13 protein-coding genes are annotated in these 17061 nt (G+C 56.3%); 8 read left to right on the top strand and 5 right to left on the bottom strand.

What is annotated here, in order from left to right:
• The first annotated feature begins 74 nt into the window (after positions 1-74).
• Positions 75-1169, top strand: coding sequence for a redox-regulated ATPase YchF (ychF, locus tag VSQ30_RS17545; protein ID WP_334465958.1), 1095 nt, complete (start codon positions 75-77; stop codon positions 1167-1169).
• Between the two features lie 172 nt (positions 1170-1341).
• On the opposite strand, the gene VSQ30_RS17540 is transcribed toward ychF, so the two are convergent.
• The 5 genes from VSQ30_RS17540 to eno form a co-directional block, all read right to left on the bottom strand.
• On the bottom strand, positions 1342-2628 hold the full coding sequence (locus VSQ30_RS17540; RefSeq protein WP_334465956.1) for a 2-hydroxyglutaryl-CoA dehydratase: 1287 nt from the start codon (positions 2626-2628) through the stop codon (positions 1342-1344).
• A 204-nt stretch (positions 2629-2832) separates the two neighbouring features.
• Positions 2833-5742: an acyl-CoA dehydratase activase-related protein gene (locus tag VSQ30_RS17535; protein ID WP_334465954.1), complete on the bottom strand. Its 2910-nt coding sequence runs from the start codon at positions 5740-5742 to the stop codon at positions 2833-2835.
• Positions 5743-6075: 333 nt separating this feature from the next.
• A complete protein-coding gene (locus VSQ30_RS17530) occupies positions 6076-7479 on the bottom strand; it encodes an MATE family efflux transporter (protein ID WP_334465951.1) in 1404 nt (467 codons plus the stop codon).
• Between the two features lie 115 nt (positions 7480-7594).
• On the bottom strand, positions 7595-8422 hold the full coding sequence (locus VSQ30_RS17525) for a purine-nucleoside phosphorylase (RefSeq protein WP_334465950.1): 828 nt from the start codon (positions 8420-8422) through the stop codon (positions 7595-7597).
• Between the two features lie 56 nt (positions 8423-8478).
• Positions 8479-9705 carry a phosphopyruvate hydratase gene (gene eno / locus VSQ30_RS17520; protein ID WP_334465948.1) on the bottom strand — a complete coding sequence of 409 codons (1227 nt, stop codon included), beginning with the start codon at positions 9703-9705 and terminating at the stop codon, positions 8479-8481.
• A gap of 115 nt (positions 9706-9820) precedes the next feature.
• Here eno and VSQ30_RS17515 point away from each other — a divergent pair, with 115 nt between their 5' ends.
• The 7 genes from VSQ30_RS17515 to dnaG all read left to right on the top strand — a co-directional run bounded on the left by VSQ30_RS17515 (position 9821) and on the right by dnaG (position 17025).
• On the top strand, positions 9821-10438 hold the full coding sequence (locus tag VSQ30_RS17515) for an MBL fold metallo-hydrolase (protein WP_334465945.1): 618 nt from the start codon (positions 9821-9823) through the stop codon (positions 10436-10438).
• Positions 10439-10609: 171 nt separating this feature from the next.
• Complete coding sequence (locus VSQ30_RS17510; protein WP_334465942.1) at positions 10610-12139, top strand: serine hydrolase domain-containing protein; 1530 nt, start codon at positions 10610-10612, stop codon at positions 12137-12139.
• A 545-nt stretch (positions 12140-12684) separates the two neighbouring features.
• On the top strand, positions 12685-12885 hold the full coding sequence (gene rpmE, locus VSQ30_RS17505) for a 50S ribosomal protein L31 (RefSeq protein ID WP_160643558.1): 201 nt from the start codon (positions 12685-12687) through the stop codon (positions 12883-12885).
• 11 nt (positions 12886-12896) lie between these two features.
• A complete protein-coding gene (locus tag VSQ30_RS17500; protein ID WP_334465939.1) occupies positions 12897-13166 on the top strand; it encodes a DUF2087 domain-containing protein in 270 nt (89 codons plus the stop codon).
• A gap of 66 nt (positions 13167-13232) precedes the next feature.
• Positions 13233-13862, top strand: a complete 630-nt coding sequence (locus VSQ30_RS17495; RefSeq protein WP_334465936.1) for an IMPACT family protein — start codon at positions 13233-13235, stop codon at positions 13860-13862.
• Positions 13863-14040: 178 nt separating this feature from the next.
• A complete protein-coding gene (locus tag VSQ30_RS17490; protein WP_334465934.1) occupies positions 14041-15045 on the top strand; it encodes a deoxyguanosinetriphosphate triphosphohydrolase in 1005 nt (334 codons plus the stop codon).
• Positions 15046-15261: 216 nt separating this feature from the next.
• Positions 15262-17025 (top strand): DNA primase, encoded by a 1764-nt coding sequence (gene dnaG / locus VSQ30_RS17485; protein WP_334465931.1) that lies wholly within the window; start codon positions 15262-15264, stop codon positions 17023-17025.
• The last annotated feature ends 36 nt before the right edge of the window (positions 17026-17061 follow it).

Here is a 17061-nt window from a genome sequence, read left to right as displayed (position 1 = left end):
ATTGGTGCGGGATTGGTGTGGAAATAAAAGTAGAACGTCGAAAATCCAGTCATAGCAAGGAGTCGTGAAAGAATATGAAATTAGGCATCGTTGGCCTGCCCAATGTGGGCAAGAGCACACTGTTTAACGCTATCACCAACGCGGGGGCGCAGTCGGCAAACTACCCCTTCTGCACCATTGAGCCTAACGTGGGCGTGGTGGCAGTGCCGGACAAGCGGCTGGACAAGCTGGCAGAAATGTATGAACCGGAAAAATTCACCCCTGCTACCATTGAGTTTGTAGACATAGCGGGCTTGGTCAAGGGCGCTTCCAAAGGGGAGGGCCTAGGCAATAAGTTCCTTTCCAACATTCGGGAAGTGGACGCGGTGGTGCATGTGGTGCGCTGCTTTGAAAATGACGATATCATCCACGTGGAGGGCAGCATTGATCCCCGGCGTGATATTGAAACCATTGATCTGGAACTGGTGCTTTCCGATATGGAGGTGCTGGACAGGCGCATTGACAAGACCAGGAAGCTTTTAAAAGCTGACAAGAAATATCAAGGGGAGCTGGATTTTTTCCTCCGGGTGCGGGAGGCCCTGGAGGAGGGGAAATCTGCCCGCAGCGTGGACTGCGACGAGGAGGAGCGGGAGTTGCTGTCCTCTGTTTCCCTGCTGACCAACAAACCTATCATTTTTGCCGCCAACATGAGCGAGTCGGATTTCCAGCAGGGAGTGGGGCAAAACACTCGCTTCCAGGCAGTGCAGGCGCTGGCGGAGCAGGAGCACGCCGCTGTGCTGCCTATCTGCGCGGAGATTGAAGCGGAAATTTCCGGGCTTTCCCTGGAGGAGAAGCTGCTGTTTTTAAGCGACATGGGATTGGAGGAATCGGGCCTTGACCGCCTCATCACCGCCTGCTATTCCCTTTTGGGGCTTATCTCCTATCTGACTGCCGGAAAGCCGGAGGTGCGGGCCTGGACTATCCAGAAAGGCACCCGGGCGCCCCAGGCGGCAGGGAAAATCCACACGGATTTTGAGCGCGGCTTTATCCGCGCAGAGGTTATCAGCTTTGATGATCTCATGGCCTGCGGCACCATGGCTGCCGCCAAGGAAAAGGGGCTGGTGCGCTCAGAAGGCAAGGAGTATGTGATGCAGGACGGAGACATTGTGCTGTTCCGGTTTAACGTATAGTGCAGGCGGATCCCCGCAAAGGGGGGCTTTTACTGTATGGCCTTTTTCCGTTCTGCCGGGAATGCATTATTTCTAAAAAGAAGCAGCGGGAAAATCTGAAGCCGCTTATACTGTGATACAATAAAAAAGGAAGCCGCCTGGAATGAACAGGCAGCTTCCTTTTTAGCTTTTCTTAACCCTGAACCCCTACGGGGGCAGGAACGGCCCTTACAGGGGCCTCCTCATTTGCCACAGCCAGCATTAATTTAATACGGTTTTCCTGGTTTACCTTTGTGGCGCTGGGGTCATAATCGATAGGCACAATATTGGCCCGGGGATAAATGCTTTTCACCTTGCGTATCATGCCCTTGCCCACAATGTGGTTGGGCAGGCAGCCAAAGGGCTGGGTACACACCACATTTTCATAGCCGTTTTCAATCAGCTCCATCATTTCAGCGGTGAGCAGCCACCCTTCCCCCATTTTGCAGCCAAAGCCGATTACCTGCCCCGCCAGCTTTTTCAGGTGGGAATAAGGTGAAGGGGCGGTAAACTGGGGATATTTCTTTACGGCGGCAATCAGGTCTGCCTCAAACTTGGTGAAATACCATTTCAGCAGGGTACACACCTGCTTTTTTGCGGCGCTGCCCCCATACAGGCGGATGTCCTCCAGGCGGTTGTCCACCTTGAAAATCATGAAGCCCACAATGCCGGGAGTCATCACCTCGCAGCCCTGCTGGAACAGGAATTCTTCCAGATCGTTATTGGCCAGGGGGGAATATTTCACATAGATTTCCCCCACCACGCCAACCTTGGTTTTTTGCCGCTGCTGCCGGGGGATTTCCGCAAAGGAGCGGGCGATCTCATCAAAATAGGCGTGAACCTCCCGCTGTGTAAAGGCCTTGTTCTGTTCAAAGAGCCTTGTCAGCTTTAAAATCCACTGCTGCACCAGCGCGTCGCTGACCCCTGGCTCTGCTTCATAAGGCTTTGTCTGATTCTTTAAAAGCATCAGCAGATCCCCATAGGTAAGGGCCGCAATGCCCCGGCGCAGAAGGGGCAGGGTCACCTTAAAGCCGCTGTTCGACTCCAGACCGGAGATATTCAGGGAAATGACGGGGATAAAATCCAGGCCGTCCTTGTGCAGGGCCTTGCGCAATAAGTGAATATAGTTGGAGGCCCGGCACCCGCCGCCTGTCTGGGTCATAATGAGGGCCACCTTATGCAGATCGTATTTGCCGCTGTGCAGGGCATGCATCAACTGCCCGATAGACAGCAGCGCCGGATAGCAGGTGTCATTATGGACATACTTCAGTCCCTCGTCCACAATTTCCCGCCCGGTGGTGCGCAGCAGCTCTATTTTGTAGCCAAAGCTCTCCAGCACATTTTTAATCAGCTCAAAATGGATGGGGGCCATGTTAGGCGTTAAAATGGTGTATTCCTTTTTCATTTCCCGGGTAAATTCCACCCGGCTGACTGTCTCCATATGATTTCACTCCTTTTGCAGCGTGACGCTGCACCCAGGACGCGGGAACGCTCACTGCGTTCGCTAGTCAAGCAAAAGCTTCCGCCGCGGAATGAGATTCCGCGCTTACGCAGTCTCCCGCGTGTAAACGTAAATATTGTCATTGAGTTTTGGCTCAAGCCTTTTTTAAAAGGCTTGCAGGGTGCGGGACAGCGTCCCGCGGCCTTATTCCCCCAGCCCCAGGGCGGCGAACAAACTGCGCAGGCGTATGCGCACGGCCCCCAAGTTGGTGATCTCATCAATCTTAATCTGGGTGTAGATACGCCCGCCCTCTTCTAGGATGGCCCGCACCTCGTCTCCGGTGATAGCGTCTACGCCGCAGCCGAAAGACACAAGCTGCACAAGGTTTACGCGCTTGTCCTGGGAATCTACCACGTATCTGGCGGCGGCATACAGCCGGGCATGGTATGTCCACTGGTTTAAAACCCCGGTGCGGAACTTTTCCACCTCTTCGCTCACTGCGTCCTCCGTCACCACCACAGCGCCGCACTCGCAGATGAGCTTGTCTATGCCATGGTTTATCTCCGGATCCAGATGATAGGGCCTGCCGGAAAGGATGACCACCGGCAGGTTTTCCTCCTCCGCTTTCCGCAAAAATTCCTGGCCCTTTTCCTGGATGCGCTTCATGTACGACGCATATTCCCCGTAGGCAGCCTTTGCCGCCGCCTTAATCTCCCGATCCGGAATTTTGGGGAAATACTTTGCCAGGATGGCCTGCATCTTTTTGGGGAAATCCTTGGGGCGGTGGATGCCCACATAATCGTATATAAACCTGGTTTTGGAGAGGGCTGTAACATTTGCATCCAGCACCTCGGGATAATAGGCCACCACAGGGCAGTTGTAGTGGTTGTCGCCCTTGTGCTCGTTTACGTTGTAGCTCATGCAGGGGTAGAAAATGGCGTCTGGCTTCTGCTCCAAAAGGGCTTCCATGTGCCCGTGAAGCAGCTTTGCCGGATAGCACACCGTATCAGAGGGAATGGTGTGCTGGCCTTTGAAGTATAGCTGCCGGGTGGATTCAGGGCTTGCCTCCACCGTAAAGCCCAGCTTTGTAAAGAAGGTGTGCCAGAAGGGGAAAAGCTCGAACATATTCAGGCCCATAGGAATGCCGATGCGCCCCCGGCTGCCGGGAACAGGTTTATAGGAAGCCAGCAGCTCCTTTTTATACTCGTACAGATTATACCGGGCGGCAGGGTTTTCCCGTTTCAGGGGCCTGTCGCAGCGGTTGCCCGCTATGTATTTCTTGCCGTTTGCAAAGGTGTTGATGGTGAGGCGGCAGTGGTTCTGGCAGCCGTTGCAGGCGGCGGCCTTCACCTCGTGGGTGAATTTTTCCAGCTCTTCCGGCCCCAGGATGGCGCTTTCGCCTTTGCCCTTTTCCTGGGCATACAGCGCCGCGCCATATGCCCCCATCAGCCCGGAAACAGAGGGCCGGGTGACATACTGGCCGATCTCTTTTTCAAAAGCCCTGAGCACCGCGTCGTTTAAGAAGGTGCCGCCCTGCACCACAATGTGCCTGCCCAGGCTTTTGGCGTCTGTAACCCGGATAACCTTATAGAGGGCGTTTTTCACCACGCTGACGGAAAGCCCCGCCGAGATGTTCTCTATGCTGGCCCCATCCTTCTGGGCCTGTTTCACAGAGGAATTCATAAATACCGTGCAGCGGGAGCCTAAATCCACTGGGTTTTCAGCAAAAAGCCCGCATTTTGCAAAATCTGCCATCTCATAGCCCAAGGCCCCGGCAAAGGTTTGCAGGAAGGATCCGCAGCCGGAGGAGCAGGCTTCGTTTAAGAAAATGTTGTCGATGGCCCCGTTTTTAATCTTAAAGCATTTGATGTCCTGGCCGCCGATGTCGATGATGAAGTCAACCTCTGGCTCAAACTTCCGGGCGGCTGTAAAGTGGGCGATGGTTTCCACCACACCCAGATCCAGGGAAAAGGCGTTTTTGATAATCTCCTCCCCATAGCCAGTGGAGGCTGCCGCCTTGATTTTGATATGGGGGAACTTCCTGTATAAATCCAGCAGGAACTCCTTTACCAAAGGCACAGGGTTGCCGGAATTGGGTAGGTAGCGGGAGAAGATAATCTCCTGCTGCTGGTTTATGGCTACAGCTTTTACGGTGGTGGAGCCTGCGTCTATGCCCACAAAGGCTGTGCCGTCTTCCGGCAGGGAGGCGTCTGTCTCCACCCTGTCCCTTTCATGGCGGCTGGCAAACTCGTCATACTCCTCCTGGTCATGAAACAGGGCCATGCCGCTTTGATAGTGGCGGCTGGAACTGTAACGGGCTATTTTCTCCGTAATCTCTGGAAGGCTGAATTCCGCTGTCTGGGAGGACAGGGCTGCTCCTGCCGCCACATAGTACAGGGAGTTTTCCGGACACACGCCCTCCACCCTCAGGATGCTGTCGAAAGCTTGGCGCAAGCGGGAAAAGAAGGTCAGCGGCCCGCCCAGGTACACCACCCGGCCTTCAATCTCCCGGCCCTGGGCCAGGCCCGCGATGGTCTGGTTTACCACCGCGTTTAAAATGCTTTGGGCAATGTCATCCTTTTGCGCCCCCTGGTTTAACAGGGCCTGTATATCAGATTTTGCGAACACCCCGCAGCGGGAGGCAATGCTGTAGGTTCTGGCGCTTCTCTCCGCCGCTTCGTTTAACTCCCCGGGGGTCATGTTCAAAAGGGTTGCCATCTGGTCGATGAAAGCCCCGGTGCCTCCGGCGCAGGAGCCGTTCATGCGCACCTCCATGGAGCCGGAGAGGAACAGGATTTTCGCGTCCTCGCCTCCCAGTTCGATTACCACGTCCGCCTCCGGCAGGTATTTCTTCACCGCCGTCCGGGTGGCGTACACCTCCTGGACAAAGGGAATGCCTAAATCTTCTGAAAGCCCCATGCCCGCGGAGCCTGAAATGTACAGCTCTGCCCTTTTCGCCTGGGGGAAACGTTCTTGTATGCGCTGGAGCATTCCGGAAGCCTTTTCCGGAATTTGGGAAAAATGCCGTTCATATTCCTGAAAGGCCGGCATGCCGTCATCCCCGTACACCAGGCATTTCAGGGTGGTAGATCCTACGTCCAATCCGATTTTCATACATCTCGCCTCGCGATACGGGCGCGCCCGGTATCGGCCCTTTCCTTGTTGTATCCGGGGCCGCGCCCCTCTCTAAAATAGACCAATTTACCTCTAAGTATAGCATTTTCCAACGGGAAAATCAATATTCCGCGCCCAGACAATCCTTACCAAAAGATACTTTTCCCTTTGGGAATTTATGTGCCAAAAAATTTTCAGTACGGCTGCGTCCTGATGCAATTATACATGTTATATACCTCGTGTGTCAAGGTATATAACAAAGCGAAGCATAGAGGCGGAATAAAAAAGCCCCCTGCCGGAATATTCCGGCAAAGGGCTTTCTGGTGGCTGGACTCATTCTGCCGCCCGGGCTGTGGCCCGCTTTTTCACAAAGAGGAAGGCGGCAAACTGTATCAGGCCTGTTACAAGCCAGCTAATGGGATAGGACAGGAACAGCATTTGCCAGGTGGGGTTCAGGGGGAAGATGGTGTACACCCAAGCCACCCGCAGCACGCAGGTGCCAAACACTGTGATAAGCATGGGGGTGACAGAGGATCCAAGGCCCCGGAGCACACCTGTGAAAACCCCCATGGCCCCGCAGATAAAATGGGGCAGGGCCACCATAAACATGCGCTGGGTGCCGTATTCAACCACCTGGGGATCTGTGGAATAGATGCCCAGCAGGGGCTTTGAGAGCAGGTAGACCGTCCCGCCCAGCACAATGCCCACAGAGGACACCAGCAAAATGCAGTCCAAGAGCACCTTGTTAATGCGGGAAAACTTTTTGGCGCCATAGTTCTGCCCGGTAAAACTCAGGGCTGCCTGGGCAAAAGCGTCCTCGGCAGTGAACACAAAGCCTTCGATGTTCCCTGCCGCTGTGCCTCCAGCCATGGCAATGGATCCAAAGGAGTTTACAGTAGACTGGATAACCACATTGGACAAGGAGAACATGGCCCCCTGTATCCCGGCAGGCACCCCGATTTTTGTCATTTGCAGAAGCTTGCCCTTGTGGATGCGCAGGGCCTTGAGATCCAACTGGTAAGGCGCGTTGCTGCGGATGAGGCACAGGATTACCAGCACGGCGGAAATGCACTGGGACACCACGGTGGCTACAGCCACGCCTGCCACACCCATGCGCAGGGCGATGACACAGAACAGATTAAGGATAACGTTTATCACGCCGGAAATCAGCAGGAAGTACAGGGGGCGCTGGGTGTCCCCCACAGCCCGGAGGATGGCGGCGCCGAAGTTATACAGCATCATGGCAGGCATGCCCGCGAACACGATGCGCATGTACAGCACCGACTGGTCGATAACGTCTGCCGGGGTGCCCATGAGGGTGAGCAGGGGCCTGGAAAGCCCCGCCCCGACAAACACCAGCAGCACGCCGCACACTAAAGCTGTAAGGATGGCGGTATGTACAGTCTCTTTCAAATCCCGGAAGCTCTGCCCTCCGTAAAACCGGGCCACCAGCACGTTCACCCCTACGGAAAGGCCCATAAAGAGGTTTACAATCAGCATGTTCAGCGCCCCGGTGGAGCCTACCGCCGCCAGGGCCTGGCTGCCTGCAAAGCGCCCCGCCACCACAATGTCGGCAGCATTGAACAGGAGCTGCAAAATCCCCGCCAGGGCCAGGGGGATGGCAAACCGGACGATTTTCCCAAGCAGAGGCCCGTTTGTCATGTCAATTTCATAGGAACCCCGCCTGCCTTTAAACGGAAGCTTCATAAACTCCATTCCCTCTTTCTTTTCAGTCATATAAAATTCATTATAGCAGAATCCCGGCCCAAGTACAAACCTTATTTTAAAAATTCACATTCCCAATGGCAGCAAAAAAGCAGGGGAAAGGCGAACCTTTCCCCTGCCCTGCGGCTTATTCTTCCAACCCCTCCAGCAGCTCCCACAGAAGCCCTTGGAAGTCCCCGGACACCCGGGTCGCAATCTCCTGCACTTCTTCATGGGACAGGGCTTTACCCCCCAGGCCTGCTGCCAGGTTTGTCACGCAGCTAATGCCGCAGACCTCCAGGCCCATGTGCCGGGCCGCCATGGCCTCGCAGGCGGTGCTCATGCCCACAGCCCCGGCCCCCAGGGCCTTAAACATACGGATTTCCGCCGGGGTTTCATAGTTCGGCCCGGTACACTGGACGTAAACCCCTTCCTGCAAAGCAACCCCTTTCGCCTTTGCCGCCTTGCGGGCCAGCTCTTGCAGGCGCCTGGAATACACCTCCGTCATGTCCGGGAACCGGGGGCCTAAAGCCTCTTCATTTGGCCCGATGAGGGGGGAGGGCACAAAGGTGGTGATATGATCCGTCAATAACATCAGGCTGCCGGAAGCCAGTTCCGGGCTGATGCCCCCGGCGGCGTTTGTCAGGAACAGCTCCTTAGCCCCCAGCCTGCCCAGCACCCGGATGGGCAGCACCACGTCCTCCATGGAATAGCCCTCATAGTAGTGTACCCGGCCCTGCATCACAGCCACCGGGGTTTTCCCCACATAGCCGAAAAGGAACCGGCCTGCGTGTCCCGGCACTGTGGACACCGGGAAGTCTGGAATGTCCCTGTAGCTTACCTGTGCCGAAACCTGTATCCTGTCTGCGAAGCCTCCCAGGCCGGAACCGAGCACCAGCGCGGCCTGGGGCACAAAATCTGTTTTCTCCCGGACAGCCTGCACGCATTGCTCTATCCTGTCCAATACCTTACCCATGGCGCATCCTCCTCTGCCGAATTCTACCACCATCATAAGGCATTTTAGGGGGATTGTCAACATTCTTCTATGCGCAGCAGGCGGTTATACTTTGCCACCCGCTCTGTGCGGCAGGGCGCTCCGGTTTTTATCTGCCCGGCGTTTACCGCCACCGCCAAGTCCGCGATAAAGGTGTCCTCCGTTTCCCCGGAGCGGTGGGAGATAATGGTCTTATACCCGCTGCGCTTGGCAAGGTCGATGGCTTCCAGGGTTTCCGTCAGGGTGCCTATCTGGTTGGGTTTGATGAGAATGGCGTTTGCCGCCCCCTGATCGATTCCCTGCTGCAGGCGCTCCAGGTTGGTGACAAAGAGATCATCCCCTACAAGCTGCACCCGGTTCCCCAGCCGGGCCGTCATCTCTGCCCAGCCGGAAAAGTCCTCCTCTCCCAGGGGATCCTCAATGGACACAATGGGATACTTGTCCAAAAGCCCCTCCCAATAGCTGATTAAGTCCTCTGTCACATAGGTTTTGCCCCGCTTTGGCAGGCGGTACGCGCCCTCCTGCGCCCATTCGCTGCCTGCCGCGTCCAGGGCCAAAGTAACTTTCCCGCCATACCCCGCCTTCTCCACTGCGGCCAGGATTTCCTCAATGGCCTCTTCGTCGGAGCTTAAGTCCGGGGCAAAGCCGCCCTCGTCCCCCACCCCGGTGGACAGCCCTTTTTGCCGAAGCTGGGCGCCCAGGGTGTGGTATATCTCGGCACACCACCGCAGGCCCTCCCGGAAATTTTCCGCCTGGGCGGGGATGATCATAAACTCCTGGATGTCGATATTGTTGGCGGCATGGGCTCCACCGTTTAAAATATTCATCATGGGCACTGGCAGGCGGGAAGCTGCCGCTCCTCCTAAAAACCTGTACAGGGGCATCCGGTAGTGGGCCGCCATGGCCCGGGCGCAGGCCAGGGATACCGCCAGGGTGGCGTTTGCCCCCAGATGGGCCTTGTTAGGGGTGCCGTCCAGTTTTTTCAGGATATCGTCCACCTGGCGGACGGTAAGGCTGTGGGCCTTTTCCAGGGCCGGGGAGATGATTTCGTTGATATTGCGCACAGCCTTTAAAACACCCTTGCCCCCATAGCGGCGCTGATCCCCATCCCGCAGCTCCACTGCCTCAAACTTGCCTGTGGAAGCCCCGGAGGGGGCTGCCGCCGTGCCCACAGTGCCGTCTGTAAGCTGCACTGTGGCGCTAACTGTGGGGTTCCCCCGGGAATCTAAAATCTCGCTGCCCATAACCTTCTGAATCCGTACCATAGCTTTTCCGCCTTTCCAAAAATACTTTTTCATGTCTAGTATTAGGAATTGCAGGCCGTTTTAATCTGTGCTATACTAAATTTAAAAGAAGTTTCCTATCGGAAGGAGGCGCGCCATGCCCACACAAGTAGTGCCCCTGCCTGCAAGCGGGGGCCATGCCTACCTGCTGCGGGGAGAGGGCGGCAGCGTTTTGGTGGACACCGGGACCCAGAAGCTTGCCGAGCACACCCTGGCTGCCTGCCATCACATGGGCCTAAAGCTGATTCTGCTGACCCATGGCCATTTCGACCATTGTCAGAATGCTGCCTATTTCGCACAGGAGTTGCACTGCCCTGTTGCCATCAGCCCCCTGGACGCGCCCCTGCTGAAAGGGGAGAAGCGCACAGTGTCGGGGGAGGGCCTGTGGGGAAAGGCTTTTGCCTGGGCCTCTAACCGGAATATCCAAAAGCAGCCTATCCCAGAAGCGGTTCCCACGGTGTTTTTAGAGGACGGCATGTCCCTTGCGCCCTATGGCATTGACGGGAAGGTGGTGGCCCTGCCAGGGCACACCGCCGGTTCTATGGGCGTATTTTTAGACAGTCGGGAACTGCTGGCAGGAGACGCTATGTCCGGCCTTTGGGGGCCTGGCCCGACCTGGTGCTGGGAGGATAAGGCCCTAATGGAAGCGAGCCTGGAAAAAATCCGGGGCCTGCGGGCAAAACGCATTTATACCGGGCACAGCCTGCGGGTGTGAGGCAGCCTCCCGCCCGCAAACCAGCGGTTTCTGAGAAACCGCTGCGGCGGGTTCCGCCGGAGGGGCCTGGAAGGCCCCCGTTTGCGGGCAGGGGAAGCTGCTGCCTTTTGGCTTGCTTGTCGTTTTATTAGGGGAATAGATTTTATTATTTTTCAGAAAGGTTGTGTTTGTATGAGTTTGCAGCACGTCACACCCGAAAGCGTGGGTATCCCCTCCGGAGCCGTCACCGCCATGCTGGAGGAGCTTTATGCCCAGGGCATTGAAATGCACAGCTTTATGCTGCTGCGCCACGGGAAGGTCTGCGCAGAGGGCGCCTGGAAGCCCTATGCTATGGATGAGCCTCACATCATGTTCTCCTTCAGCAAAAGCCTGACCTCCACTGCCATCGGCTTTGCCGTCCAGGAGGGCATCCTCTCCCTGGATGACAGGCTGGTGGAGCTGTTCCCAGACAAAATTCCGGAAAACCCCAGCGAAAATCTGCAAAAATGCTGTGTGAAGCATCTTTTGATGATGGGCTGCGGCCATGAGACAGAGATAGCCTGGGGGCCGAATCAGGAAAATGACTGGATAGCGGATTTCCTCTCCCACCCCTTTGTGTACGAGCCAGGCACCCATTTCCTCTATAATACAGCAGGCACCAACATGCTCTGTGCCATCCTGCAGAAAAAAACGGGCCTGTCTCTGACAGAGTTCTTGAAGCCCCGGCTGTTTGGGCCTTTGGGCATGACAGATATCCAGTGCCACACCCTCCCCAATGGCGTTTCCATGGGCGGGGCTGGGTGCTGCCTTACCGTAGAGGACATGGCCCGGTTCATGCAGTTTGTGGCGAACAGGGGCCAGTGGGACGGAAAACAGCTTTTAAATGAGGGCTGGTTTGGCCTGGCCACAACAAAGCAGATTGACAATGCCGGGGCCGGCTGGGGCGGCGACCCGGACTGGCAGGCGGGCTACTGCTTCCAGTTCTGGCGGTGCGCGCCGGAGGGCGTGTTCCGGGGCGACGGGGCTTTTGGGCAGTATGGCGTGGTGATGACAAAGCAGGATGCAGTGCTGGTTATCCAGTCTGCTTCCATGAAGCTGCAGGCGGTGCTCACTGCTGTGTGGGAGAAACTTCTTCCCCAGATGGCAGAAGGCGTGCTGCCTGAGGATCCCAAGAGCCTGCATGTTTTGCAGAACCGTCTGAAAAACCTGGAGCTGAACCCCATGCTGGGTATGCGCAGCCCTGGGGCAGAGGAGTCCCTCCGTGGCGCGGTGTACGTTCCTGACAAGCCTGTACCCGGCTTTGCGGACATCCTGGGCGGGGTAGGCCGTTTTGTACCGGAAGGGAGCGCTTTGCGAACCCTTTCCTTCCACTTTGGCCCTGCGGGCCTGCGTCTTATAGCCCAGCAGGACAACGGTGAGTTCGCCTTAGACGTGGGGATGCAGGGGCATTTTACCCAGAGCCGGGTAAACGGCGTGCTCTATGGCGGAAACGGCCGCTGGCGTGCCAAAGACAAGCTGGAAATGGAGCTGCGCAACACCCGGACTGTGGCTGGCAAGCGGTTTGTGCTCCAGTTTGCCGGAGACAAGCTGTATATTACGGCAGACTCCACTATCCCCGAAATCGGCGGCCTGGGCGAGCCTTTGATGGAAACTATTTCCTTTACCCTGCAGGAGGGCGAGGTGAGCACCAAGACAAAAATGTACTGGGAGGTAAACGAGTAATCTCTTGTTGAAAAGGAGAAGAGAGGGCTGGGCTGGTTGTGGCTTTGCGAAAAAACTGAAAAATGTTTTCAGATGATTTGAGAAAATAAAGAAGGACGTTTAAGCGGTAAAATAAACCGTTTAAACGTCCTCATTTTTTTAGAAAGCAGCTTGGCTTTTTCCTGCGGTTTCCATGCTCCTCCAGGATAAGGTTTGCCGGTTCGGTATATATTCCAGCAGCTCCGACAGGTCGCAATCTAAAAAGCCTCACAGATTCTGTCCAGATGGTCAAAACGGATACGCCCGGCAATCTCGTTGTATAAATTGCCTATATACTTTCGCGGGTCTTTCTTTGCGCTATGCTCCAATGGGTACGCGGTGAACCGCCGATTAAAAACTTGCAACCTACGCTAATTGTAATGCTTGCAAAAAAATTCTTGCTTTTTTTCTGAAAACGTGGTATACTAACGGACGATTCAGTATGCTTTTACGGCGGCGTGCAGAAACCGCCTCCCAGAAGGCTTGCGGACACAAACAACGAACAGGGATAAAGAGGTGAAACGAGAATGAAGCAGAATATACATCCCGACTACCAGGAGACTACTATCACCTGCGCCTGCGGCAACGTGATTAAGACCCGGTCTACCAAGAAGGATATCAAGGTCGAAATATGTTCAAAGTGCCATCCGTTTTTCACGGGCAAGCAGAAGCTGGTTGACACCAGCGGGCGCGTGGATATGTTCAAGAAGCGCTATGGCCTGAAGTAAGCGAGAGTTTTATGAAATCGCTGGAAAATTTTTTGGATGAAAGCGGCAGGCTGCTGCGTTTCCCGGCAAAGCAGGCCATGAAGCAGGAGGCTCTCCGGTATTTAGCGGGGAAATTCCAGCAGGGCAGGGCCTATACGGAACGGGAGGTAAACGATCTTCTGAACCAGTGGCACGTCTTTCACGATCCTGCCACACTGCGCCGGGAGCTTTACGACCACCGTTTTCTCAACCGGGACGCTTACGGCACAGCTTACGAGCTGGCCCCGGAAGAAACACCATAAGTTTGCGAAACTGAAAGACGGCGTATTTTTGCGCCGTCTTTATCCTTTTGCGGAAGCGGGGAGGGCATGATGGAATATATCACTGTGATGGGCGAGGGAGAGGCGGAGTTTGTGGAAAAAAAGTCCCGCTTTATCGGCGCCTGCCGCCCGGTGCAGACAGAGGAGGAGGCCCTGGCCTTTATAAACGGGAAGAAAAAGCAATTTTGGGACGCTAACCACAATGTATATGCCTATATCCTCCGGCAGGGAGGCGTGCAGCGGTTTTCCGACGACGGGGAACCCCAGGGCACGGCGGGGATCCCGGTGCTGGAGGCCATGAAGAAGTCCGGGGTGACGGACGCGGTGGTGGTTGCCACCCGGTATTTCGGCGGCATCCTGCTGGGGGGCGGGGGCTTGGTGCGGGCTTATTCCCACACAGCCTCCATCGGGCTGCAGGCGGCAAGGAAGGTGCTGATGCGCCGCTGCCTGCTGCTCTCCGCCTCCTGTGGCTATTCCCTTTACGGCAGGGCTGCCGCTGTTATCCCGGACTGCGGCGGCGTGGTGGACAGCACAGATTTCCTGGAGGATGTTACCCTGCGCTTCCACCTTCCTCCTGAAAGCCTCCCAGCCCTGGAAAAGCGCCTGGCAGATGCCACTGGCGGCAAGGCGGCTATAGCGGAAGAAGGGGAACAGTTTTTTCCCTTCCCCCTTCCCTGACCCCAAAGGCTGCCCCGCTCTATAAAATATACTAAAAGTACATTTTCTCCGGCGCTTCTTTTGAAAAAAACCCAAAAATTCTCGCTTAGAAAAAAGTAATCGGCCTGTTTTTTGCGTATATATTAGGCAAAACCGGACATGCGCTTTAAAGCGCGCGGGAGAAGGGAGTGGACAGGCTGTGACGGTACGAGACGAGATACAGCGGCGGGAAAAGGAAGGGCTGGCCCCCTGGGCGGCCCAGTCCGCAGATACGAAGGGCCGCAGGCGCCCGGAGGAGGAATGCCTCCTGCGCACCCCTTACCAGAGGGACAGGGACAGGGTGATACATTGCAAGTCCTTCCGGCGCTTAAAGCACAAGACCCAGGTGTTCCTCTCCCCAGAGGGGGATCACTACCGCACCCGGCTTACCCACACGCTGGAGGTTTCCCAGATTGCCCGCACCATTGCGAGAGCTTTGCGGCTGAACGAGGATTTGACGGAGGCAGTGGCCCTGGCCCATGATTTGGGGCACACCCCCTTTGGCCACGCCGGGGAGCGGGCCTTGAACGCCTTGATGCCGGGAGGCTTCCGGCACTACGAGCAGAGCGTGCGGGTGATTGAAAGACTGGAAAAGGACGGCAGGGGGCTGAACCTGACCTACGAGGTGGCAAACGGGGTTTTGTGCCACACAGACGGACTGGAGGCGGAAACCGCCGAAGGGCGGATTGTGCGGTGGGCAGACCGCATTGCCTACATAAACCACGATATTGACGACGCCATCCGGGCGGGGGTGCTCCGGGAGGAGGATATCCCGTCGGAAATAACGGACAAGCTGGGGCACACCAAAACCCAAAGGCTTACCACCCTGATAAGCTCTGTGGTGGCAAACAGCTTTGAAGGCCTTATCGGCATGGATGAGAACGTGCGGGACGCCTACGAGAAGCTGCAAGGCTTTATGCATGAGGCGGTATATCTTAACGAGTATGCCAAAAAAGAAGAGACAAAGGTGCCCCACATTATCAAGAGCCTGTACCTGTATTTTCTTCAGCACCCGGAAAGGCTGCCGGATTATATGCAGGAAATTGCCAAAGAAGAAGGCCCTCAGCGGGCGGCCTGCGACTATGTGGCGGGCATGACGGATCATTTTGCTATCACCAGCTATCAGGATCTGTTTATCCCCAAGGCATGGCATCTGGGCGTCTAAAAGTGTTTGAGCAGCGCGGCTTGCATACCCGGATACCGGGCCAGAGAGGTTGTGGCTTTCACAGCGGGCGGGGCGGTTGACTTTAGGGCCTTGACCTGGCTGAACCCTGCACGTTTGGGCACCGGGCCGGAGAGGCTGTGACTCTCACAGCGGATGGGGCGGTTGGTTTTTGGGTCAAGCCTTTTTTCAAAAAGGCTTGAAAGGAGGGGTGGGCAAATGGCGTTTTCGCCGGAATTTCTGCGGGAGCTGGAAGCCCGCAGCCCTATTGAGGACATTGCGGCGGGATATGTGCAGCTTAAGCGCCGGGGAAAAAACCTGGTGGGGCTGTGCCCCTTCCACAATGAAAAGACACCCTCCTTTAACCTGTACCCGGACAACAACTCCTACTACTGCTTTGGGTGCTCCAACGGGGGCGGGGTTATCCAGTTTGTCATGAATATTGAGCGGCTGGACTTCCCCGAGGCTGTCCGATGGCTTGCCCAGCGGGCAGGCATGGCCCTGCCGGAGGAGGGCGGGGACGACAGCATGACTCGGCTGCGTATGCGCATTCTGGAAATAAACCGGGAGGCCGGGCGGTTTTTCTTTAAAACCCTGGGCACCCCGGAGGGCAGGCCGGGGCTGGACTATTTCCGGCGGCGGGGGCTGGACGGGCAGACCATCCGGCACTTTGGGCTGGGATATGCCCCAGACTCAGGGTTTGCCCTGGTAAACCACCTGCGCGGCAAGGGGTATGCACCGGAAGAGCTGGTGCAGGCGGACGTGGCCCGCATGTCCAGGAACAACAACCCCTACGACCGCTACCGGGGCCGGGTGATGTTCCCTATTTTCGATTTGCGGGGGAACGTGGTGGCCTTTGGAGGGCGGATTCTCACAGACGAGAAGCCCAAGTATATCAACACCATGGACACCCCGGTTTATCACAAAAGCAGCGGGCTTTTCGCCATGAACTTTGCGAAAAACCAGGGCAGCCGCACCTTGATACTGGCGGAAGGATATATGGACGTGATAGCCCTGCACAGGGCAGGGTTTACAAACGCCATTGCGTCTTTGGGCACCTCCCTTACCGAGGAGCAGGCCCGGGTGATAAAGCGCTATGCCGACGAGGCAATACTCTGCTATGATTCCGATGAGGCCGGGCGCAGGGCTACCCAGCGGGCCATTCCCATCCTGCGGGGGACAGGGCTGCGGGTGCGGGTGGTGACAGTGCCGGGGGGCAAAGATCCGGACGAATTTATGAAGCTTCATGGGGAAAACGGGCCTTTGCGCTTTAAGCAGCTTTTAAAGAGCGGGGGCACTGATGTGGAATACCGCATGGACGCAATCCGGGAAAAGTATGATCTGGAGACAAATGAGGGCAAGGTGGCTTACCTGCGGGAGGCGGTGGAGCAGGTAATTTCCCGCATCGGGGAGCCGACAGAGCGGGAGGTCTATGCCCAGAAGCTTTCCCGGGAAACCGGGGTGGATACAGCCGGGATTCTGGCTACAGCCGGAAGGCAGGCAGCCCGGGAATCGAAAAAGAAAGAAAAGAAGCTTATACAGGAGCAGCAGGAAATCAAGGCTGTGAAAGCAGGGGCCAACCCGGAGAAGGAGAAGCACCTGCGGGCAGCCCTGGCGGAAGAGCGGGTGCTGGCGTTCCTCTACCGGAACCAGGACAGGGCAAAGGCCCTGGAAGCGCTGCTGCCGCCGGAAAAATTCGTGACAGCATATAACAGGAGAGTATATAAGCTTTTGCTGGGTAAAATACGGTATGCAGAAGTATCATTGGCAGATTTTTCCCAGGAGCTTACCGGAGAGGAAGCGGCGGAGTTCACCCGCATCCTGGCGGAGACGGCGGAGGTACCTTCCCAGTGGAAGGACATGGAGGCATACGCCAGGATTATCAAAACAGACGGGGGCTTTTCAGACCCCGCGTGGGTGCGGGAAGCCTCTAAAGAGGACATACAGCGGAGGATACAGGCGCTGCGGGACAGGAAGGCATAGCAGCAAGGGCACAGGACAGGCATAAAGAAAGGGATG

The organism is Acutalibacter sp. JLR.KK004, assembly GCF_036941085.1.
Lineage (GTDB): Bacteria > Bacillota > Clostridia > Oscillospirales > Acutalibacteraceae > Acutalibacter.
Note: the sequence above shows the minus strand (reverse complement) of the source record. Positions and strands in the feature narration are given on the sequence as shown.

Excerpts from the sequence above, each read along its gene's own strand:
- ychF (WP_334465958.1), top strand. The coding sequence starts at position 75 with ATGAAATTAGGCATCGTTGGCCTGCCCAATGTGGGCAAGAGCACACTG.
- VSQ30_RS17540 (WP_334465956.1), bottom strand. The coding sequence starts at position 2,628 with ATGGAGACAGTCAGCCGGGTGGAATTTACCCGGGAAATGAAAAAGGAA.
- VSQ30_RS17535 (WP_334465954.1), bottom strand. The coding sequence starts at position 5,742 with ATGAAAATCGGATTGGACGTAGGATCTACCACCCTGAAATGCCTGGTG.
- VSQ30_RS17530 (WP_334465951.1), bottom strand. The coding sequence starts at position 7,479 with ATGACTGAAAAGAAAGAGGGAATGGAGTTTATGAAGCTTCCGTTTAAA.
- VSQ30_RS17525 (WP_334465950.1), bottom strand. The coding sequence starts at position 8,422 with ATGGGTAAGGTATTGGACAGGATAGAGCAATGCGTGCAGGCTGTCCGG.
- eno (WP_334465948.1), bottom strand. The coding sequence starts at position 9,705 with ATGGTACGGATTCAGAAGGTTATGGGCAGCGAGATTTTAGATTCCCGG.
- VSQ30_RS17515 (WP_334465945.1), top strand. The coding sequence starts at position 9,821 with ATGCCCACACAAGTAGTGCCCCTGCCTGCAAGCGGGGGCCATGCCTAC.
- VSQ30_RS17510 (WP_334465942.1), top strand. The coding sequence starts at position 10,610 with ATGAGTTTGCAGCACGTCACACCCGAAAGCGTGGGTATCCCCTCCGGA.
- rpmE (WP_160643558.1), top strand. The coding sequence starts at position 12,685 with ATGAAGCAGAATATACATCCCGACTACCAGGAGACTACTATCACCTGC.
- VSQ30_RS17500 (WP_334465939.1), top strand. The coding sequence starts at position 12,897 with ATGAAATCGCTGGAAAATTTTTTGGATGAAAGCGGCAGGCTGCTGCGT.
- VSQ30_RS17495 (WP_334465936.1), top strand. The coding sequence starts at position 13,233 with ATGATGGAATATATCACTGTGATGGGCGAGGGAGAGGCGGAGTTTGTG.
- dnaG (WP_334465931.1), top strand. The coding sequence starts at position 15,262 with ATGGCGTTTTCGCCGGAATTTCTGCGGGAGCTGGAAGCCCGCAGCCCT.